Annotated in this window: 18 protein-coding genes; 7 read left to right on the top strand and 11 right to left on the bottom strand. The window is 74.3% G+C overall.

The window, feature by feature from the left end:
• Window positions 1-28: 28 nt before the first annotated feature.
• Both thrS and ACIQG9_RS03500 read right to left on the bottom strand, forming a co-directional pair.
• A complete protein-coding gene (gene thrS, locus ACIQG9_RS03505; RefSeq protein ID WP_400398043.1) occupies window positions 29-1,246 on the bottom strand; it encodes a threonine--tRNA ligase in 1,218 nt (405 codons plus the stop codon).
• A gap of 213 nt (window positions 1,247-1,459) precedes the next feature.
• Window positions 1,460-1,735 (bottom strand): excalibur calcium-binding domain-containing protein, encoded by a 276-nt coding sequence (locus ACIQG9_RS03500; protein ID WP_400398042.1) that lies wholly within the window; start codon window positions 1,733-1,735, stop codon window positions 1,460-1,462.
• 481 nt (window positions 1,736-2,216) lie between these two features.
• On the opposite strand from ACIQG9_RS03500, the gene ACIQG9_RS03495 reads away from it, so the two are divergent.
• Both ACIQG9_RS03495 and ACIQG9_RS03490 read left to right on the top strand, forming a co-directional pair.
• A complete protein-coding gene (locus ACIQG9_RS03495; RefSeq protein ID WP_400398040.1) occupies window positions 2,217-2,825 on the top strand; it encodes a DedA family protein in 609 nt (202 codons plus the stop codon).
• Between the two features lie 94 nt (window positions 2,826-2,919).
• The gene (locus ACIQG9_RS03490) at window positions 2,920-3,600 is read left to right on the top strand and encodes a DUF998 domain-containing protein (RefSeq protein WP_400398038.1); all 681 of its coding nucleotides are present in this window, start codon (window positions 2,920-2,922) and stop codon (window positions 3,598-3,600) included.
• An 82-nt stretch (window positions 3,601-3,682) separates the two neighbouring features.
• Here ACIQG9_RS03490 and ACIQG9_RS03485 read toward each other — a convergent pair whose 3' ends face one another.
• On the bottom strand, window positions 3,683-5,086 hold the full coding sequence (locus tag ACIQG9_RS03485) for an NAD(P)H-quinone dehydrogenase (protein ID WP_400398036.1): 1,404 nt from the start codon (window positions 5,084-5,086) through the stop codon (window positions 3,683-3,685).
• Window positions 5,087-5,192: 106 nt separating this feature from the next.
• Here ACIQG9_RS03485 and ACIQG9_RS03480 point away from each other — a divergent pair, with 106 nt between their 5' ends.
• Window positions 5,193-5,648 (top strand): gamma-glutamylcyclotransferase, encoded by a 456-nt coding sequence (locus ACIQG9_RS03480; protein WP_400398034.1) that lies wholly within the window; start codon window positions 5,193-5,195, stop codon window positions 5,646-5,648.
• Between the two features lie 72 nt (window positions 5,649-5,720).
• On the opposite strand, the gene ACIQG9_RS03475 is transcribed toward ACIQG9_RS03480, so the two are convergent.
• From ACIQG9_RS03475 to ACIQG9_RS03460, 4 genes are all read right to left on the bottom strand, one after another.
• Window positions 5,721-6,683, bottom strand: coding sequence for a GNAT family N-acetyltransferase (locus ACIQG9_RS03475; RefSeq protein WP_400398032.1), 963 nt, complete (start codon window positions 6,681-6,683; stop codon window positions 5,721-5,723).
• Window positions 6,684-6,779: 96 nt separating this feature from the next.
• Window positions 6,780-7,529 (bottom strand): hypothetical protein, encoded by a 750-nt coding sequence (locus ACIQG9_RS03470; protein ID WP_400398778.1) that lies wholly within the window; start codon window positions 7,527-7,529, stop codon window positions 6,780-6,782.
• A 31-nt stretch (window positions 7,530-7,560) separates the two neighbouring features.
• Window positions 7,561-8,502 (bottom strand): hypothetical protein, encoded by a 942-nt coding sequence (locus ACIQG9_RS03465; protein WP_400398030.1) that lies wholly within the window; start codon window positions 8,500-8,502, stop codon window positions 7,561-7,563.
• 3 nt (window positions 8,503-8,505) lie between these two features.
• Complete coding sequence (locus ACIQG9_RS03460; protein WP_400398028.1) at window positions 8,506-9,135, bottom strand: MBL fold metallo-hydrolase; 630 nt, start codon at window positions 9,133-9,135, stop codon at window positions 8,506-8,508.
• A 119-nt stretch (window positions 9,136-9,254) separates the two neighbouring features.
• On the opposite strand from ACIQG9_RS03460, the gene ACIQG9_RS03455 reads away from it, so the two are divergent.
• Entirely contained in the window at window positions 9,255-10,217 is a 963-nt protein-coding gene (locus tag ACIQG9_RS03455) for a DUF4349 domain-containing protein (RefSeq protein WP_400398026.1), read from the top strand.
• On the opposite strand, the gene ACIQG9_RS03450 is transcribed toward ACIQG9_RS03455, so the two are convergent.
• Together ACIQG9_RS03450 and ACIQG9_RS03445 are read right to left on the bottom strand one after the other, a co-directional pair.
• Complete coding sequence (locus tag ACIQG9_RS03450; protein ID WP_400398024.1) at window positions 10,174-11,433, bottom strand: amidohydrolase; 1,260 nt, start codon at window positions 11,431-11,433, stop codon at window positions 10,174-10,176. The two genes, ACIQG9_RS03455 and ACIQG9_RS03450, sit on opposite strands and share 44 nt — an antisense overlap.
• 624 nt (window positions 11,434-12,057) lie before the next feature.
• Window positions 12,058-13,641, bottom strand: coding sequence for a methylmalonyl-CoA mutase (locus ACIQG9_RS03445; protein ID WP_400398022.1), 1,584 nt, complete (start codon window positions 13,639-13,641; stop codon window positions 12,058-12,060).
• A 230-nt stretch (window positions 13,642-13,871) separates the two neighbouring features.
• Here ACIQG9_RS03445 and ACIQG9_RS03440 point away from each other — a divergent pair, with 230 nt between their 5' ends.
• Together ACIQG9_RS03440 and ACIQG9_RS03435 are read left to right on the top strand one after the other, a co-directional pair.
• Window positions 13,872-15,950, top strand: a complete 2,079-nt coding sequence (locus ACIQG9_RS03440) for a protein kinase (protein ID WP_400398020.1) — start codon at window positions 13,872-13,874, stop codon at window positions 15,948-15,950.
• A 48-nt stretch (window positions 15,951-15,998) separates the two neighbouring features.
• Window positions 15,999-17,666 (top strand): phospho-sugar mutase, encoded by a 1,668-nt coding sequence (locus ACIQG9_RS03435; protein ID WP_400398018.1) that lies wholly within the window; start codon window positions 15,999-16,001, stop codon window positions 17,664-17,666.
• A gap of 72 nt (window positions 17,667-17,738) precedes the next feature.
• Here ACIQG9_RS03435 and ACIQG9_RS03430 read toward each other — a convergent pair whose 3' ends face one another.
• Together ACIQG9_RS03430 and upp are read right to left on the bottom strand one after the other, a co-directional pair.
• Complete coding sequence (locus tag ACIQG9_RS03430) at window positions 17,739-18,416, bottom strand: GPP34 family phosphoprotein (RefSeq protein ID WP_400398016.1); 678 nt, start codon at window positions 18,414-18,416, stop codon at window positions 17,739-17,741.
• A 64-nt stretch (window positions 18,417-18,480) separates the two neighbouring features.
• Window positions 18,481-19,113, bottom strand: coding sequence for a uracil phosphoribosyltransferase (upp, locus tag ACIQG9_RS03425; protein ID WP_400398014.1), 633 nt, complete (start codon window positions 19,111-19,113; stop codon window positions 18,481-18,483).
• A 137-nt stretch (window positions 19,114-19,250) separates the two neighbouring features.
• On the opposite strand from upp, the gene deoC reads away from it, so the two are divergent.
• Window positions 19,251-20,210: a deoxyribose-phosphate aldolase gene (gene deoC, locus ACIQG9_RS03420; protein WP_400398012.1), complete on the top strand. Its 960-nt coding sequence runs from the start codon at window positions 19,251-19,253 to the stop codon at window positions 20,208-20,210.
• Window positions 20,211-20,216: the final 6 nt, after the last annotated feature.

Below are 20,216 nucleotides of genomic sequence, written 5' to 3'. Positions count from 1 at the left end.
GTCGCACCCCGGCCCCGCCCCCGGCCCGTCAACCGGCGGGCAGCAGGTCCGCCGAGCGGGCGGCCACCACCGCACCGACCAGGCCGAGCGCGTCCGCCACGGGCATCGGGTCGAGCTGGCGACCGTCGCGCAGGCGCAGGGCGAGGGTGCCGTCGGCCGCCTCCCGGGCGCCGACCACCCCGACGTACGGCACCCGGCGGCGGGCGGCGTCGCGGATCCGGGCCCCCAGCGAGCCGACGGCGTCGACCTCGACCCGCAGGCCGGCGTCCACCGCCCGGCGGGCCAGCGCCGCCAGCCCGGCGGCCGGCCCGTCGTCGACCGGCAGGAGCACCAACTGGACCGGGGCGTACCAGGGCGGGAAGGCGCCCTGGTACACCTCGATCAGGTAGGCGAAGAGCCGTTCCATGCTGCCGATCAGGCTGCGGTGCACCAGCACGGGCCGCCGCCGGGCACCGTCGGAGTCGGTGTACGACAGGTCGAACTTCTCCGGTTTGTCGAAGTCGAGCTGGACGGTGGAGAGGGTGGACTCCCGGCCGGCCGCGTCCACGATCTGGATGTCGATCTTCGGACCGTAGAAGGCCGCCTCACCGGGCGCCTCCTGGTGGTCCAGCCCGTCGAGGGCGGCGCGGAGCAGGTCCTCGGCCCGCGCCCACTGGGCGTCGTCGCCGACGTACTTCTCGCCCGGCCCGCGCAGCGACAGCCGGAACCCGGCCGGCCGGACCCCGAGCGCGGCGTGCGCCTCGCGGATCAGCCGCAGGATCTCCCGGACCTCGTCGCCGACCTGCTCCAGGGTGCAGAAGTTGTGCGCGTCGTTGAGCGAGATGGCCCGCACCCGGGACAGCCCGCCGAGCACCCCGGAGCGCTCCGCCCGGTACATCCCGCCCAGCTCGCCGATGCGCAGCGGCAGCTCCCGGTAGGAGCGGCCCCGGGCCCGGAAGACCAGGGCGTGGTGCGGGCAGAGCGCCGGCCGGAGCACGAACTCGTCGTCGGCGCTCAGCCGCATCGGCGGGAACATGTCGTCGGCGAAGTAGCCGAGGTGCCCGGAGAGCGCGAACAGCTCCCGCCGGCCCAGCGGGGGCGAGTAGACGTGCCGGTAGCCGGCCCGGCGTTCCAGCTCGCGGACGTACTCCTCGACGGCGTGCCGGGCGGCGGCGCCGGCCGGCAGCCAGATGGGCAGGCCGGAGCCCACCAGGGGGTCGGAGACGAACAACTCCAACTCCCGGCCGAGCCTGCGGTGGTCGATCATGTCGCTCTCCTTGATCGGGTACGACCCGGAGGCGACCTGGCCCGGAACGCTGCGAGGCCCCGGGGCGGATCGCCCGGGGCCTCGTCGACGGAAGACGTCAGTGCGGCGCGCCGGGATCTCCCGGCGTCGTGGTCAGTCCCGCACAGCGCATACCGCGACCGTAGAGCAGTGGCGGCAGCCGGGGCGACCGCGTTTCCGGCCGCCGACGACCGCTCAGCGCTTCTCGCAGGCGACCTTGTCCTTGTCCCGGTCCAGGTGGGCGTTCTTCGCGTAGACCGCATTGGACACGGTGAAATTGGTGACCGGTTTGGTGCTGCCCCGGACCTTGTCCCGCGCGCCCGCCTTGCCCACGCCGTGCTTGTACTTCTGGTGCAACGCGGTGCAGTTCTTGTACCTCGTCGTCGCCGCCTCGGCCGGGCCGACGGCAACGAGCGTGCCACCGAGTGCCAGGGTCACGGCGAGCGCGCCCTGCACCAGCTTGGAAACCATCTGAAAGCCTCCCGGATGGGAATGTCGGTTGAGCCCGGCACGCTATCCCAGCTACACCAACCACAGGGGAGTCCAGTCCGCTGGCCGACAGGCGATGTGTACGAACGCCGACTGCACCTCAGCCGGTACTGCGGGACCACTGGCCCGACCGTCGACCGGAACCTCGTACGACACGCGTGGGTGATCCCCCGGAAGGGGGCGGGCCGCCGGCACGGGACCTGCCGGCGACCCGCTGCGGCCCGCTCGTCAGGAACGGGGGACCCGACGGAAGTGGGGCCGCGCGTCCACAACGGTACGCCGACGCCCGCCGATCCGCCGACCCGCTCCGGGCTGCGGCGTCACGCCGCGACGACCTGCTTCGTTGTACACCGCCGGGCCTGTGGTGTCCCTGGTCACCACCGGCCGGGCCGGTCCCCGGTGACGGCGGACACGGCGGCAGGCTCGGCACCTGGAATCAGCCTTGACCGGCGAGGTGGCAGTCGTGCCCGAACTTCTCACTGACGTCGCGTCGCCGACCTGGGCGTACCTGGTGCTGCTCGGCCTGCTCGTCGCGGACGCCTTCGTGCCGGTCATCCCGACCCAGGTCGTCATGATCACCGGCGGGGCGCTCACCGTGGTCGGCGGGCTGAGCCTGCCGCTGACCATCGGCGTCGGCGCGCTCGGCGTCTTCGCCGGTGACCTGGCCTGCTACCTGCTCGGCCGCAGCGCTCCGGACCGCCGGTCGGCCCGGCACGCCGAGCCCAGCCGAGTCCGCCGGGTCGCCGGGCGGGTCACCCGGGGGCTGCGCCGGCCCGGACCGATGACCATTCTGCTCTGCCGTTTCGTGCCCGGCGGCCGGATGGCGGCCTGCTTCTCCGCCGGCCGCAGCCGTTACCCGTACCGGCTCTTCCTCTGCTACGAGGCGGCGGCTGCTGTCGGCTGGGCCAGTTACGGGGCGCTGGTCGGCCACCTCGGCGGCACCGCGCTGACCGGGTCCGCCTGGCGGCTGGGCATCATCGCGGCAGCGGCGGCGGCCGGGTTCGCGGCGGCGGGCTGGGCGATGACCGTGGTCGGCGCCCGCGCCTCGCGCGCCGAGGTTTCCGCCGACTGAGCCCTGCGCACCCACCGCCTAGGGGTGGTCCCGGGGATCGATCTCGGTGGGTGTACCGGATCCGCTTCGGGTGGTTCCGGCGACAGGCTGGGGTATGCGTGGAAGCCGGATCAGCGGGCTGCTGGCCCTCGGCGGGATCGCCCTGGCGGCGCTGCTCGCCGTACTCGGTCACCTCGGGGTGAACGACGACCTGGATCCCTGGTCGCTGACCGTCAGCGACTTCGCCGTCTCCGAACGGGGCGGCGTCATCGACACGGCCATGGTGGTGCTCGCCGTGGCCACCGCCGTCCTCGTCCCCGCCCTACGCCGCACCACCCGGGCCGCGTACCCGGACGGCCATGGCTCCGGCGGGCCGCCCGGAGGCGGCAGACGGGTGGCGGAACTCCTGCTGCTGGCCTGGGTGGCCGGGCTGCTCACCAGCGCGGTGGTGCCCACCAACGAGCCCGGCCTACCGATGGACACCGCCGCCTACCTGCACCGGTACGCCTCGGTGGTGGCGTTCCTCGCCCTCCCGGCGGGCGGCTGGCTGCTCGCCCGCCGGGTCGCGCTGGCCGGGGTCGCGCCCTGGCTACGCGGGCTGGCCCTGACCAGCCTGCTCCTCGCGGCGGCGATGATCTGGTCGGCGTACCCGGGCGACCGGGCGCTGATCGGGCTCGCCGAACGGCTGCTCATCCTCGCCGAGGTGGGGTTGCTGGTGGCCGTCGCGGTCGCCCTGGTCCGGCACCCGTCGACGGTTGACCTCCACCGCCCGTCAGCTCCTCGGGTCGGGGCGTGACGCCGAGGAACGGCCGTCGGACGGGCGCGTACGCCGGCTGGGCCGTCGACCACGCCCTCGCCTTCGGCTGACCCACCGCGGGTCACTCCAGCTCGTGCAGCATGAGCTGCCGGGCGGCCTCGGTGATCGAGCCGGACAGGCTGGGGTAGATGGTGATGGTCTGGGCCAGCTCGTTGACGGTGAGGTTGTTCTCCACCGCCATGGTGATCGGGAGGATCAGCTCGCTGGCCTTCGGGGCCACCACCACGCCACCGATGACCTGGCCGCTGGCCGGCCGGCAGAAGAGCTTCACGAAGCCGTCGGCCAGGTCGTCCATCTTCGCCCGGGCGTTGCCCGACAACGGCAGCATCACCTGGCGGGCCGGGGTCTTACCGGCGTCCACCTCGTCCTGCGAGACGCCGACGGTGGCCAGCTCCGGGTCGGTGAAGACGTTCGCCGCCACGGTACGCAGCCGCAGCGGGCGGACCGCCTCGCCGAGCGCGTGCCACATCGCGATCCGGCCCTGCATGGCGGCGACGCTGGCCAGCGGCAGCACCCCGGTGCAGTCACCGGCGGCGTAGATGCCGGGAACGTTGGTCCGGGACACCCGGTCCACCGTCACGTAGCCGCCCTTGGCCAGCTCGACGCCGTACTCGGCCAGGCCCAGGCCGGCCGTGTTCGGGATCGAACCGACGGCGATCAGGGCGTGCGAGCCGTACACCACCCGACCGTCGGAGAGCTGGACCTCGACGCCGTCGTCGGTACGCCGCACGGCGTCCGCGCGGGAGTTGTTGAGGATGCTCATGCCCCGGGTGCGGAAGACCCGTTCGATGGCCATCGCCGCGTCGGCGTCCTCGTGCGGCATCACCCGGTCCCGGCTGGACACCAGGGTCACCTCGACGCCCATCGCCAGGTAGGCGCTGGCGAACTCGGCGCCGGTGACGCCGGAGCCGACCACGATCAGGTGGTCGGGCAGGTCGGGCAGGTCGTACACCTGCCGCCAGGTGAGGATCCGCTCCCCGTCGGGGCGGGCGGTGGGGAGCTGGCGCGGGGTGGCGCCGGTGGCGACCAGGACGGTGGACGCGGCGATCGAGTACTCACCGCCACCGTCGGCGGGAGTGACGACCACCCGGTGGGTGTGACCGAGCGTGTCCTCACCGAGCCGGGCGGTGCCCGCGACGAAGGTGACGCCGGCCTTGACCAGTTTGGCGTGGATGTCGGCGGACTGGGCCAGGGCGAGCCGCTTCACCCGCTCGTTGACCGCGCGGGCGTCGACCGTCACCGCCTCCAGCCCGTCGGAGTGCACCCCGAACTCCTCGGTGTCCCGGTAGCCGGTCACCACCTCCGAGCTGGCGATGAAGGTCTTCGACGGGACGCAGTCGGAGAGCACGCAGGCGCCGCCGGCCCCCTCCGCCTCCACCACGGTGACGTCGGCGTCGAGCTGGGCGGCGACCAGGGCCGCCTCGTAGCCGGCCGGCCCCCCGCCGATGATCACGATGTGGCTCACAGCCCTCGCCCTCCGTCAGTGCTCACAGTGACTTTCTTCTCCCGAACCCGTCCGACACGCACCGTCGTATTCTCCCCCACCCGTCCGCCGGGCTATCGTCATCGCCGTGCGTCACTACGCGGCCTACGGCTCAAACCTGGACCCCGCCCGGATGCGCGCCTACTGTCCGCATTCGCCGATGGTGGGCGTCGGCTGGCTGGAGGGGTGGCGGCTGACCTTCGCGGGCGAGGACGTGATCGGCTGGGAGGGCTCGGTCAGCACCGTCGTGGAGTCCCCGGGCGACCGGGTCTTCGTGGCGCTGTACGACATCCACCCGTACGACGCCGCGCAGCTCGACGAGATCGAGGGCGTGACCTCCGGGACGTACCGCAAGCTCACCGTCCGCGTCTCGGCGCTGGCCGGGGACGTCACCGCCTGGGTGTACGTCTTCGACGGCTACGAGGGCGGGCTGCCGACCTCCTGGTACCTGTCGGAGATCGCGAACGCGGCCGAGAAGGCGGGCGCGCCGGACGACTACGTCTCCGAGCTGCGGTCCCGCCCCACCGGCACCGCGTCGGCGTAGCGCGTATCGCACCCGTCCAGTCTGCTACCGGGGCCGGTGCCGCCCGGCGGCGACCCCGCCGGGCGTCGTGCATCACACACCGGCGGCCGGCACGCTCCGCTCGTACATGTCGGTCCAGCGCCGCTCGCGCAGCCCCACCGAGCGGTAGAGGGTGACCGGCGTGGTGGGGTTGGCCAGGTCCACGCCGAGCCCGGCGTGGGCGCGGCCCTTCGCCGCGTACACCGCGAAGGCCCGCCGCAGCAGCGCGGCGCCCACCCCGCGCCGCCGGTGGCCCGGCAGCACCGAGAGCGTGCGTACCCAGCCCATGTCCTGCTCCAACGCCTGGTCGGAGGACTGGAGCGCGCCGGCCGGCTCCCCGTCGACCTCGGCGACGAACCACTCGTCCCAGCGCCGGGCGGAGCCGGGTAGCTGCTCCCGCCAGCCGTCGAAGCCGACCGGCTCGTAGTCCGGGGTGTCCCGGAAGGCGGTGTCGAAGATCCGGTGGAACAGGCGCAGGTCCGTGTCGTCACCGGCGCGCAGCGGGCGGACGGTCACCCCGGGCGGGGGCGGCGGCTCGGCGGGCAGGTCGGCCAGCGACCGGCTCATCCGCACGTACCGCTTGACCCGGGTGAAGCCGGCCGTGGTCAGCTCCGCCGCCCACCGGCTCTCCGGGGCGAAGGCGGCGGCGCGGGCGGTCAACGCGGGCAGGCCGCGCTCGGCGGCCCGCTCGGCGACCCGGTCCAGCATCCGGTCGAGCAGCGCGGCGCGTACCGCCTCGGCCCGCTCCGGGTCGACATACACCTCGACGAACTCGCGGCCCACCCCGGTCGGGTTGTCCACCAGCGTCCATCCGACGACCCGGCCGTCGGGATCGGTGACCAGCCAGGAGTCGCGCGCCGGGTCGAAGAAGGGCGCGGTCAGCGCCGCGTGCACGTCCTCGGCGTCGAAGTCGGGGTGGCCGAGGGCGAACGTGTCGGCGGCGTGCACCACGGCCAGCAGCGCGGGGACGTCGTCGAGGCGGGGGCGGCGGGCGGTCCAGCCGGCGGGGAGCGTCACGCCGCAGATCCTGGCAGCCGGCCGCGAAGGACGCCGCTGATTTTCCGCCCGCCGGGTGCCGGCCCGGGGTGGCGGCCGGGGCGGGCCGCGGAAAGCCTAGCGGCGGGCCGGGGCGCCCACCCGGGCCCGGGTGTCGGTGAGCAGCTCGATCAGCTCCCCGCCCTCCCCCGGCCGCAGCTCCCGGAACCCGGCCGAGGCCAGCCGGTCGGTGACCGCCTCGGCCCAGAGCCGTCGCCGCACCAGCGGCCCGACCGGCGGGTACGGCGGGGACCACCCGCACGCCGCCGCCCCGGCCTCCCCCTCCGGCCCGGCCAGCACCGCCTCCAGCGGGGTCAACCCGGCGGCCCGGACGGCCAGCAGGTACGCCCCGGTGAAGTGCTCGCGGAGCAGCAGCAGCGCCACGGCGGCGCGGGCCCCGGCGGCGTGCTCGGGCAGCGGCATGGCCCGCCAGGCGGCGAAGAGCGGCATGCCGGTCGCGTCGGCGGCGGCCACCACCCGCTCCAGCAGGACGGTCAGCCGGGGCGTGCCGGGCAGGTCGTCCAGGTGCTGGGCGCCCCACCGGCAGCACTCGGCCAGGTTGGCGGTGGCCACCTCCAGCGGCCGGACCACCCGGACGGCGGCCTCCCACCCGTCGGCGACCGCCTCCGGGGCGAGGAAGCCGAGCGCGGCGGCGACCGTCTCGGCGCGGACGTCGCCCAACGCGCCGGCCCGCCCGGCGACGTAGAACGCCCAGCCGGGGATGCCGAGCAGCCGGGCCCGGCGCAGCGTGCCGGGGCACCGGCCGAACGCCTCGCCCAGCTCCAGCACGGCGGGTTTGCTGCCGGCCGCGACCTGTTCCGGTGTCATCCCGACCGCCCGCCGCACGCATCCATCGTGCTCAGTCTGCCCCGCCGTCGCCCCTGGCGGCATCCCCCTCTTCGGCGTCGACCGCCTCGATCGCGCCCTCGACCTCGCCGGTGCGGCGGCGGGCGGCGGTGAGCGACCGCTCGGCGGCCCGGCGGGCCAGTTTGGACCGGCTCAGCTCCTGCTCGGCGGCGGCCCGGCGACGCTCCAGTTCGGCCAGTTCGACCTCGATCCGATCGAGGGTGGCGGCACCGTCCCGTTCGGCGCCGACCGCGCCGTCCAGCTCCCGCTCCGCCTGCCGCTGCGCGGTCCGCGCCGCCGCCAACTCCCGGTCCAGCGCCCGCCGCCGCCTCGCCCGTTCGACCCGGGCGGCCTGGGCCGCCGCCCGCTCGTCGTGGGCCCGTCGCGCCCCGGCCCGCTCGTCCGCCCGGTCGGGTACCGGGGCAGCCTCCGCGCCGCCGCCGGTGACCAGCCGCAGTTGCGGGCGGGGCACCTCGCCGAAGCCGGCGTAGTGGACGGCCTTGAGCAGCCGCCCGGCGCGCACCTGCGCGGCCACGTCGGCGTCGGCGAGCGCCGCGTTCAGGGTGGCCTCGACCTCGGCCAGCGGCAGCCGGGCGGCGGGCGGCGCGTCCGGGGTGTCGACGGCGATCCGGCGCACCTCGGCGACCAGCGCGGCCACCACCGCCCGCCGTTGGGCGGAGAGTTCCCGCAGCCGGGCCCCCTTGAGGTCGCGCTGGGCGGTGCGCAGCGCCTCGGCGAGCGGGCCGAGGTCGGCGACCAGGTCGGGACGTTCCAGGGCGAGCAGGTTGACCAGCCAGGCCGCCACGGTGGGCCGTTTCAGCCGGGCGAGCTGCCGGGCGCCGGCGGGGTCCCCGGCCCGGCGGGCCGCCGCGACGGCCGCGTCCCGGGCGGCGACGAACCGGTCGGGCGGGCTGCGGTAGAGCTGCCGGACCAGCTCGGGCTCCTCGTCGGTCACGGCTCAGGCGTCGATCCGGCTGCCCGGCTCCAGCCGCTGGTAGTCGGTGCGGGCCAGCGCGGTGTACTGCCGGTCGAGCACGCCGTACCCGTTGGCGTTGAGCAGCGCGTCGTGCAGGGCGTACGCGCGGCGGGGGGCGACCGCCCGGATGAAGTCGACCACCTCGGAGAACTTCGACCAGGGGGCGTGGATCGGGGCGAAGAGCGTCTCCACCTCGACGCCGTCGGGGACGAAGAGCGCGTCGCCGGGGTGGTAGACCGTCCCGTCGAGCAGGTAACCGACGTTCTCCACCACCGGGATGTCCGGGTGGATGACGGCGTGCCGGCCGCCGACGGCGCGCACCGGGACACCGGCGGCGGTGAACGTGTCGCCCGGTCCGACCGGGGTCAGCGCCTCCGCCGCGTCGCCGAGGACACCCCCGAGCGCGGCCGGCCCGTACACCGGGATCGGGCTCTTCTCCAGCCTCCGGGTGAGCGCGGCGACGTCGAGGTGGTCGGGATGTTCGTGGGTGACCAGCACCGCGTCCGCCCCGTCCAGCGCCTCCGGTTCGCTGAATCCGCCCGGGTCGACGACCAGCACCGCGCCGTCGCGTTCGATCCGTAGGCAGGAGTGGGTGTACTTGGTGAGCTGCATCGTGACTCCTCGAATACCGAATCGTGACGTCCTGAGCGCAGTCTGCCGGAACCGGCGTGACGGCGCGGCGCGTCCGAGCTATCGCCTCGGAAGCCGGGGCGACGACGAGGGGAGCGGGGATGACACTGAGGACAGCGGGTGGCCGGGCAGGTGCCCTGACGGCGATCGGGTTGGCGGCGCTGCTGCTGGCCGGGTGCGGGGCGGCCGACCGGTCCAGCGGGTCGGCCGACTCGGCGGCGGCACCGCCCGCCAAGGTGGCCGGCGGTGCCCCGCAGGCCGGCGAGGCGGCGCCGGGGCAGGCCGGCGCGGGCGCGCCGGACCTGCGGGTCGACCAGCGGGCGATCGTCTACACCGGAACGATGCGGGTGCAGGTGGACGACGTGGAGGGTGCGGCCCGCCGGGCCGTCGCCACGGTCACCGCCGCCGGTGGGTTCGTCGGCGGGGACCAGCGGCGCAGTGTCGACGCCGCCGCCCAGGCGGAGCTGGAACTGCGGGTGCCGGCGGCGCGGTTCACCGCGATCGTCGACGAGCTGGCCGGCTACGGGCGGCAGCAGCGCCGCGAGGTACGGACCCAGGACGTCACCGAGGAGACCGTCGACCTGGACGCCCGGATCACGACCCAGCGGGCCCGGGTGGACAGCGCCCGCAAGCTGCTGGCCCGGGCCACCTCGGTCAGCGAGCTGGTCTCGCTGGAGAGCGAGGTGGCCCGGCGGGAGGCGGACCTGGCCTCGCTGGAGGCGAAGAAGCGGCGGCTGGCCGACCTGACCGCCCTCTCCACCATCACGGTGACCTTCGTCGGGCGGGACGCCTCGACGGCCGACGAGGAGGAGGACCGGACCGGGTTCATGGTCGGCCTGCGGGGTGGCTGGAAGGTCTTCCTCGCCTCGATGAGCGTGCTGCTCACCGTGCTCGGGGCGCTGCTGCCGTGGCTGCTGGTGTTCGGCGTACCGGTGGTGGTGCTCGTCGCGGTGCTGCGCCGGCGTCGGCGGCGGCCCGCGCCGCCGGTCGGGCCGGTCGGCGGGGGCCACCCGCCGACTCCTACCGGACCGCCGCCAGTGCCCGCAACGCGGTCTGCACCATGAGCCGCACCCCGACGGGGATGGCCCGCTCGTCGACGTCGAACGACGCCCGGTGCAGGTCCACGTTGGGTCCGGAGCGGCCGACGCCGAGCCGGGCCAGCGCGCCGGGGACGTGTTCGAGGTACCAGGAGAAGTCCTCGCCGCCCATGCTCTGTGGCGTCTCGGCGATCCCCTCGGGGCCGAGCGCCGCGGCGGTGGCGGCGGTGAGGATGCCGATGGCGCGGGCGTCGTTGCTCACCGGCGGACGGCCCCGCAGGTACTCCAGGTCGACCGTGGCGCCGGTGGGCGCGATGACGTCCCGGACGACCTGAGCGACGATCTTGGGGGCCTGCTCCCAGGTGTCGCGGTCCATCACCCGCAGGGTGCCGGCGGCCGACGCCTCGGAGGGGATGACGTTGTACCGGGTGCCGGCCGAGGCGTGACCGAACACCAGCAGCAGCCCGCTGTTGGCCGGCACCCGGCGGTTGACCAGGGCCGGCACCTCGGTGACCAGCCGGCCGAGCGCGTCGACCAGGTCGACGGTCAGGTGCGGACGGGCGGTGTGCCCGCCCGGCCCGGTGAGTCGTACGGTGACGTTGTCGGCCGCCGCGGTGATCGGGCCGACCCGCAGCCCGACCTTGCCGACCGGCTGGCTGGGGTCGCAGTGCACCGCGAAGATCTGGACCACGTCCTCCAGGCCGCCGGCCTCGATGACCTCCAGCGAGCCGCAGGGCAGGATCTCCTCCGCCGGCTGGAAGATCAGCCGGACCCGCCCGTCGAGCTGGCCGGCGTCGGCGAGCTGGGCCAGCAGCATGCCGACGCCGAGCATCACCGTGGTGTGCACGTCGTGGCCGCAGGCGTGGCAGACGCCCTCCACGGTGGACCGGTAGGAGACCTCCTTCAGGTCGGTCAGCGGCAACGCGTCGATGTCGGCGCGGAGCGCGATGACCGGGCCGTCGGGCCGCCCGTCGATGTCGCAGACCACCCCGTTGCCCTTGGGCAGCAGCCGCGGGTGCAGACCGGCCATGGTGAGTTCCCGGGCGATCAGCGCCGCCGTCTCGAACTCCTCGCCGGAGAGCTCCGGGTGGGAGTGGAGGTGCCGGCGGGTGGCGATCAGGCCGGGTACCCGCAGCGCGAGCAGATGATCCAGATCATGGGGCAGGGGCTGGGATCCGGACGGCGCCTCCGGCCAGGACGACGCCAGCGGGCTGCCGTTGGGCAGCGTCAACGCACTCGTCACGTCGAATTCTCGATCACTAGGAATGGATGGATCATCGGGGAGGACAGCAGACAGCCTAGACCTCCGACGGTGACGCTGCGCAACCTCGTTACGGTAGTGGTCGGACCGCACAGCGTCACGTAAGCCCTGGTGAGAGGGCTCGAATATCTGCGGGACAGCAGGTAGATCGCGGTCGAACGCCGTCATCTGCCCCCCACCTCCTACAACGCGTAACCGATTCGGCGGTCGCGAAATCGGTGTCGGTCCGGGGCCGTCGTTCCGAATTGTCGCATTAGTCGCCGCTGTGAACCGCCGCTCGGACAATTAGCCGACGACACTCGGCAGCCGGGCGACTCCCGACGGTGACACGATGGCCCCGCACCCGCCCGGACATCCTGTCCGTCCCGTTCACCCGTTCGGGTTTACCCAGGAACCCCGGGGGCACACGCCCCGCCCGCAGGCCCCACGCCGCCCGGACGGCTCGACTGGCCGCGCACCAGGAGCGTGTCACCGACGGTAACTCCGCAGTCGGCCGACCGGCGACCCCTAACACCCCCGACGGTACGACGACGGCGACCCCTGCCGGCGTCGGAACGCGGGCGCGGGATCGCCGGGAGGTCGTCCGCCGTCCACCGGCGGCACCGGTCAGAACCGGTCGCTCGGGCGGTACGTCCCCCAGACCTGGCGCAGCGTCCCGCAGACCTCGCCCACGGTGGCCCGGGCGCGCAGCGCCTCGCGCATCGGGTAGAGCAGGTTCTCGTCGCCCTCGGCGGCGGTACGCAACTCGGCGAGGGCCCGCTCGACGGCACCGGCGTCCCGTTCCGCGCGGAGCGTGGCCAGCCGCTCCGCCTGGGCCGCCTCGATGGTCGGGTCCACCCGCAGCGGCTCGTACGGCTCCTCGGTGTCGACCTGGAACCGGTTCAGCCCGACCACCACCCGCTCGCCCGCGTCGATCTGCTGGGCGATCCGGTACGCCGACTGCTCGATCTCCCGCTTCTGGAAGCCGGCCTCGATCGCGTCCACCGCCGAGCCGTGGTCGAAGACCCGGTCCATCAGCTCGTTCGCCGCCGCCTCGATCTCGGCGGTCATCGCCTCCACCACGTACGACCCGGCGAACGGGTCGACGGTGGCGGTGAGGTCCGTCTCGTACGCGAGCACCTGCTGGGTGCGCAGCGCCAGCCGGGCGGCCTTCTCCGTCGGCAGCGCGATCGCCTCGTCGAAGCTGTTGGTGTGCAGCGACTGGGTGCCGCCGAGCACCGCGCCGAGGCCCTGGATCGCCACCCGGACCAGGTTCACCTCCGGCTGCTGGGCGGTGAGCTGCACCCCCGCGGTCTGGGTGTGGAACCGCAGCATCATCGACTTCGGGTCCTTCGCGCCGAAGTCGTCACGCATCAGCCGGGCCCAGATCCGGCGGGCGGCGCGGAACTTCGCGACCTCCTCCAGCAGGGTCGTCCGGGCCACGAAGAAGAACGACAGCCGGGGCGCGAAGTCGTCCACGGCCAGCCCGGCCGCCAGCGCGGCCCGGACGTACTCCACGCCGTTGGCCAGGGTGAACGCGATCTCCTGCGCGGGCGACGCGCCGGCCTCGGCCATGTGGTAGCCGGAGATGGAGATGGTGTTCCACTTCGGCACCTCCTTGCGGCAGTACGCGAAGGTGTCGGCCACCAGCCGCAGCGACGGCTTCGGCGGGAAGATGTACGTCCCCCGGGCGATGTACTCCTTGAGGATGTCGTTCTGGATGGTGCCGCTGAGCGCGGCGCCCGGCACCCCGTTCTCCTCGGCGACGAGCTGGTAGAGCAGCAGCAGCACCGAGCCGGGCGCGTTGATGGTCATCGAGGTGGAGACCTTGTCCAGCGGGATGCCGGCGAAGAGCAGCCGCATGTCCTCGATGGAGTCGATCGCCACGCCCACCTTGCCGACCTCGCCGTGCGCGATCGGGTCGTCCGAGTCGTAGCCCATCTGGGTGGGCAGGTCGAAGGCGACCGAGAGGCCCATCGTGCCGGCCCGCAGGAGCTGGTGGTAGCGCGCGTTGGACTCGGTGGCGGTGCCGAAGCCGGCGTACTGCCGCATCGTCCACGGACGGGAGGTGTACATCGTGGGGTAGACCCCACGGGTGTACGGGTACTCACCCGGCCCGCCCAGCCGGGGGTCCAGGTCCTGCGGAAGGTCCGCAGCGGTGTAGACGCCCTTGATGGGGAACCCCGACTCGCTCGCCCGCACTTCGCTCATCCACGGATGGTAGGACGCCCGGCCGCATCGATGGGGTGAGGGATAGCGCACACCCCGTGTCGGAGCGGGTTCGACGGCAGGTGAACGACCGGGTACGTACCGTCGGGTGTGCGGGTGCGTACCGTCGGGTACGACAAAGGTACGCCGCGTCGGGTTTCGCATCGGGCGTCGGAACCAGCAAGATAGAGATGTTGTGTCCCAGCCCCCTCGACTTCCCCGGTGGCTTTTCTGTGACTCAGATCCCGACGTGGAGCGGCGGACCAGTGAGTCCCCCCAACGGACGCGCGGCACCCGGCACCACCATCGGTGGGCGCTACTCGCTGCGTTCCGCGGTGGGCAACGGCGGCATGGGCACGGTCTGGCGTGCGACAGACACCCTGCTGCGGCGTGACGTGGCGGTCAAGGAGGTGGTCCTCCCGCCGGGGCTGGCCCCCAGCGACCGGGACGCCATGTACGAACGCACCCTGCGCGAGGCCCGCGCCGCCGCCGCGATCCAGCACCCGGCCGTGGTCCAGGTGTACGACGTGGTCACCGAGAGCGGCCGGCCGTGGATCGTGATGGAGCTGCTGGACGCCCGCAGCCTCGCCGACATGGTGATCGAGGACGGTCCGGTGGCCCCGCGCGCGGTCGCCAAGATCGGTATCGCGCTGCTCGGCGCCCTGGAGGTGGCGCACGCCAACGGCGTGCTGCACCGCGACGTCAAGCCGGCCAACGTGCTGATCTGCACCGACGGCCGGTGCGTGCTGACCGACTTCGGGGTGGCGCGGATGCCGACCGACGTCCAGCTCACCACGCCCGGGATGGTGCTCGGCTCGCCGCACTTCATCTCCCCCGAGCGGGCCATGGGGCAGGATTTCGGGCCGCCCAGCGACCTCTTCTCGCTCGGCGTGACCCTCTACACGGCGGTCGAGGGTCGACCCCCGTTCGACAAGGGTGACCCGATCGAGACCATGCACGCGGTGGTCGAGGACCCGCCGGCCACCCCGCAGCGCAGCGGCCCGCTCACCCGGGTGCTGATGGGCCTGCTGGAGAAGGACCCGGCCCGCCGGCTGGACGTGCACACCGCCCGGGCGATGCTCCGCGAACTGCTCGCCGGGCCGTTGACCAGCACCGCGACCGCGGTCAACTCGGTCACCGACCCGTACGCGGTGGTGCCGGTGCAGCGCCCGTCGGCGCCGCCGGCCCCGGCCGCGCCGGCCGAGCCGAAGCCGAGCGGGCAGATCGGCGGCCGGGCGATGCTCGGCCCGGGTGAGTCGCTGACCGACCGGCTGGCCAAGCTGCGCCGGGGTGACCGGCCGAAGCCGGCCGTCGCCCCCGCCGCCGGGCTCGACGACACCAGCGCCGACGCGCTCGCCGGCCCGCTGCACACCCCGACCGGCGCGATGCCGACGCCGGCCGGGCCCACCGCCGGCGCGCCGCCGGCCCGCCCGGCCGGCCGGACGTACGGCGGAGCACCGGAGGCCACCCAGCGGATCACCCCGGACGCCACCCAGCGGATCGCCGCCGGGGGCACCGCCGACGCCACCCAGCAGATCGGCGGCGCGGACGCCACCCAGCGGGTGTACGGCGGCGCGCCGGACGCGACCCAGCCGGTGTACGGCGGCGGGCAGTGGTCCGTCCCCGGCACCGGCCAGTCGTGGACCGCACCGGCCCCCACGCCGGGCGGGACGGGCGGCGGGGTGAAGGGCGCCGGCGCCCAGCTCGTCGGCACGGTGAAGCGCTGGCCGCGCAAGGTCCAGCTCGCCGCGGCCGGCGGCCTGGCGGTGGTGCTGCTGATCGGCGCGGTCGCCCTCTTCGGCGGCGGCGACGATCCGACCCCTCCCCCGCAGGCCGGGCCGAGCGCGCCGGCCGCCGGTGGCGACCTGCCGGAGATGCAGCAGCACAACGCCAAGGGTGTCCAGGTCAACGTGCCGAAGGGCTGGGCCCGCAAGAGCGCCGGCGACTGGGTCGACTACATCGACCCCGAGGACGACACCCGCAAGGTCCGGATCCTGGTCGAGAAGGGCGGCAGCAGCTCGGTCCGCTGGGCCGAGGTGGCCGGGGACGGCCTGCGTACCCGCTCCAAGTCCTGCCTCAAGCCGTACCAGCAGCTCGGGATCACCGAGCAGACGCTCGCCGGCGAGCCGGCCGCCGAGCTGGAGTACACCTGCGGCGAGGGCGACACCATGCGGCACGGGGTGTGGCGGGGGGTGGTCCACGAGGGCCGGATCTACTCGTTCTACCTCTCCGCCACCGACACCAAGTTCGCCGAGAGCAAGCCGATCTTCGACGAGATGGTGAAGTCGTTCCAGCTCACGGCGGCGGGCTGAACCGGCCCGACGGGACGCGGTGATCCGCCGCCGTGCTATCAAGAGGCAATGGCGGCGGAAACCACTGACCTTGACCACATGCGCGAGCAGGCTCGACGCTGGCTCGACGACGACCCCGACCCGGCCAGCCGGGACGAGCTGCTGGCGGTGCTCGACCGGCTGCCGGCCAGCGCGCCCGAGCTGGCCGACCGGTTCGCCGGGCCGCTGACCTTCGGCACCGCCGGGTTGCGGGGCCCGCTGCGCGCCGGCCCGAACGGGATGAACCTCGCGGTGGTCACCCGGGCGGCGGCCGGGCTGGTCGGCTGGCTCGCCGCCGAGGGCGGCGAGGGTCCGCTGGTGATCGGGTACGACGCCCGGCACGGCTCGCGGGCGTTCGCCGAGCGCACCGCCCAGGTGGCCACCGGGGCCGGCCGGCCGGCGCTGCTGCTGCCCCGCCCGCTGCCCACCCCGGTGCTGGCGTACGCGGTCCGGCACCTGGGCGCGGTCGCCGGGGTGATGGTGACCGCCAGCCACAACCCGCCGCAGGACAACGGCTACAAGGTCTACCTGGGCGCTCAGCTCGGCGGGACGCTCGGCGCGGGCGCGCAGATCGTGCCGCCGGCCGACGCGGGCATCGAGGCGGCCATCCGGGCGGTCGGGTCGCTGGCCCAGCTCCCGCTCGGTCCGGCCGGCCAGGTGCTCGGTGACGACCTGGTCGCCGCGTACGTCGAGCAGGCCGCCGGGGTGGTCGCGCCGGACGCGCCACGCGACCTGAAGGTGGCGTACACCCCGCTGCACGGGGTGGGCGCGGCGGTGCTGACGGCCGCCTTCGCCCGGGCCGGCTTCCCGGTCCCCGGCGTGGTGCCCGACCAGGCGGAGCCGGACCCGGACTTCCCGACGGTCAGCTTCCCCAACCCGGAGGAGCCGGGCGCGGTGGACCGGCTGGTGGCGCTCGCCGACCGGACCGGCGCGGACCTGGCGATCGCCAACGATCCGGACGCGGACCGCTGCGCGGTGGCCGTCCGCGACGGCGCCGCCGGTTGGCGGATGCTGCGCGGGGACGAGGTGGGCGTGCTCCTCGCCGACCACCTGATGCGGCGCGGCGTCGACGGCCTGTACGCCACCACGATCGTCTCGTCGTCCCTGCTGCGGGCGATGTGCGCGGCCCGGGGCCTGCCGTACGACGAGACGCTGACCGGGTTCAAGTGGATCGTCCGGGGCGGGGGCGGGCGGCAGCCGCTGGTCTTCGGCTACGAGGAGGCGTTGGGCTACTGCGTGGCGCCGGAGCAGGTCCGGGACAAGGACGGCATCACCGCCGCGCTGACCGTCGCCGAGCTGGCCGCCGGCCTGAAGACGCAGGGGCGCACGCTCACCGACCGGCTGGACGAGTTGGCCGCCGAGTTCGGGGTGCACCACACCGACCAGCTCTCGGTACGGGTGGACGACCTGCGGGTGATCGCCGACGCGATGGCCCGGATCCGGGCGTCCACCCCGACGGCGCTGCTCGGCACGCCGGTCACCGAGACGCAGGACCTGCTGCCCGCCTCCGACGTGGTGATCCTGCGGACCGCCGCCGCCCGGGTGGTGATCCGCCCGTCGGGGACCGAGCCGAAGCTCAAGGCGTACCTGGAGGTGGTGGAGCCGGTCGCGGACGGCGACGTGCCGGCGGCCCGCACCCGCGCGCAGGCCGCGGTGGCGGAGCTGCGGGCCGAGATCGCCCTCGCGCTGGGGCTCTGAGCGGCTCCGGCCCGGGTCGCGCGGCAGCGGGACCCGGGCCGGAGCCGACGGCGTCGGTGGGGGGTGGTCGGGTCAGACGCGCTTGCCGAGGGCCTGGTCGACGGCCTGACCGAGGGCCGCCACCACCAGGCCCACCGAGGGGCGGACCACCGAGTCGTCCAGGCTGACGTTGCCGGAGAAGCCGGCCCCGCCGGCGATCTCCTCCAGCCGGCGGCGGGCGTCCTCGGCGGCCGGGCCGGACAGGCCGAGCGCCGGCTCCATCCGCAGCACCGCCACCAGGGTGGCCAGCGCCGCGGTCCGCTCGTCGGGGAGTTGCCCGTCGGCCAGCGCCTCGGCCAGCCGCCGCCGGGTGTCCTGCTCCACCGTCGGGTCCGCCAGCGGGTAGCGGTGCACCACGATGAAGCCCAGCTCGGTCTCCTCGACGTCGCGCACCACGCCGTGGTCGACCAGGTCGCCGAGGATCCGGTCGCGCAGGCCGTGCCGCAGCCGCTGCACCCAGGAGGACGGGCTGTGCGGGGTGTCGGCGGCCATCCGGCCCAGCACCCCGTCGATGATCGGCTCACCGACCGGCGTCGGGTCGGTCACCACCAGGGAACCCTCGGCGTACGCGATCCGGCCGGCCAGCGCCAGCTCGACCAGGACGGCGGCGGCCATCCCCAGGTCCAGGCTGATCCGGGGCATGGTCGCCTTGCCGGTCTCGTCGTCGTACGCCAGCAGCAGCAGCTCTTCGGCGAGCGCAACACCAGTCATGGCCCGAGACGGTAGCGGTTGGGCGCGAGCCTCGCGCCCCAACGCGCCCGTTCGCGGGGACCGGTCAGAACCGGGGCATGCCGCCGAACTGCCGGTCGCCGGCGTCGCCGAGACCCGGGACGATGAACATGTGGTCGTTCAGCCCCTCGTCGATCGAGGCGGTGACCAGGCGCAGCGGCAGCCCGGACCGGGCCAGCCGCTCGATGCCCACCGGCGCGGCCAGCACGCAGAGCACGGTGATGTCGGTGCAGCCCCGGTCGGCGAGCAGCCGGCAGCAGTGCTCCAGCGAGCCGCCGGTGGCCAGCATCGGGTCGAGCACCAGCACCGGCAGACCGCTCAGGTCCCGGGGCAGCGACTCCATGTACGCGCGCGGCTCGTACGTCTGTTCGTCGCGGGCCAGACCCACGAAGCCCATCGACGACTCCGGCAGCAGGCCGAGCGCGGCGTCGGCCATGCCGAGGCCGGCCCGCAGCACCGGCACCAGCAGCGGCGGGTTGGCCAGCCGGGTGCCCTCGGTACCGGTCACCGGCGTCTGCACCGGGTACCTCTCGACCGGGAAGGTGCGCGCGGCCTCGTACACCAGCATGGTGGTGAGTTCGTGCAGCGCGGCCCGGAACGACGACGAGTCGGTCCGGGCGTCCCGCATGGCGGTCAGCCGCGACTGGGCGAGCGGATGGTCAATGACGTGTACGTCCACGATCGCTCAACCTACCGGTCGGCACCCAACGGCCGTGCGGGGTGCGGGGTACGCAGCGACGCCGCTCACGTGTGGGCCATCCGACGCCCCTGCCGTGACCAAGATCACTCGACTCGCGGGTGCGTAGTATTCGGGGCATGACGGCGACAACGACGTCGGCCCGGTCGGACCTCTCCGAGCTGGGACGATCCGAGACCGCTCTGCGGACCTTCCTGCACGGCCTGCCGGGCGTGGATCAGGTCGGCGCGGAGCAGCGGGCGGCACAGCTCGGCACCCGCTCCATCAAGACCACCGCCAAGGCCCAGGCGATCGACCTGGCCATCCGGATGGTCGACCTGACCACCCTCGAAGGCGCGGACACCCCCGGCAAGGTGCGGGCGCTCGCCGCCAAGGCGCTGCGCCCCGACCCGGCCGACCCGTCCTGCCCACACGTCGGCGCGGTCTGCGTCTACCCGGCGATGGTCCCGCACGTGGCCGAGGTGCTGGCCGGCTCCGGCGTGCACCTGGCCAGCGTGGCGACCGCCTTCCCGTCCGGGCAGGCCCCGCTGGAGATCAAGCTCGCCGACACCCGGGCGGCCGTCGCGGCCGGCGCCGACGAGATCGACATGGTGATCAACCGGGGCGCCTTCCTGGCCGGGCGGTACGCCGAGGTCTACGACGAGATCGTGGCCACCAAGGACGCCTGCGGGGACGCCCACCTGAAGGTGATCCTGGAGACCGGCGAGCTGGCCACCTACGACAACGTCCGGCGGGCCTCCTGGCTGGCCATGCTGGCCGGCGGTGACTTCATCAAGACCTCCACCGGCAAGGTCCCCGTCGCGGCCACCCTGCCGGTGACCCTGGTGATGCTGGAGGCGGTCCGCGACTTCCGGGCCGCCACCGGACGGCAGGTCGGCGTGAAGCCGGCCGGCGGCATCAAGAACACCAAGGACGCCATCAAGTACCTGGTCATGGTCAACGAGACCGTCGGCCCGGACTGGCTCGACCCGGACTGGTTCCGGTTCGGCGCGTCCAGCCTGCTCAACGACCTGCTCATGCAGCGCACCAAGCTGACGACCGGCGTCTACTCCGGTCCCGACTACTTCACCCTGGACTGAGAGCCG

It is taken from the genome of Micromonospora sp. NPDC092111, from assembly GCF_044755745.1.
GTDB lineage: Bacteria > Actinomycetota > Actinomycetes > Mycobacteriales > Micromonosporaceae > Micromonospora.
This window is presented reverse-complemented; position numbering and strand designations above follow the sequence as displayed.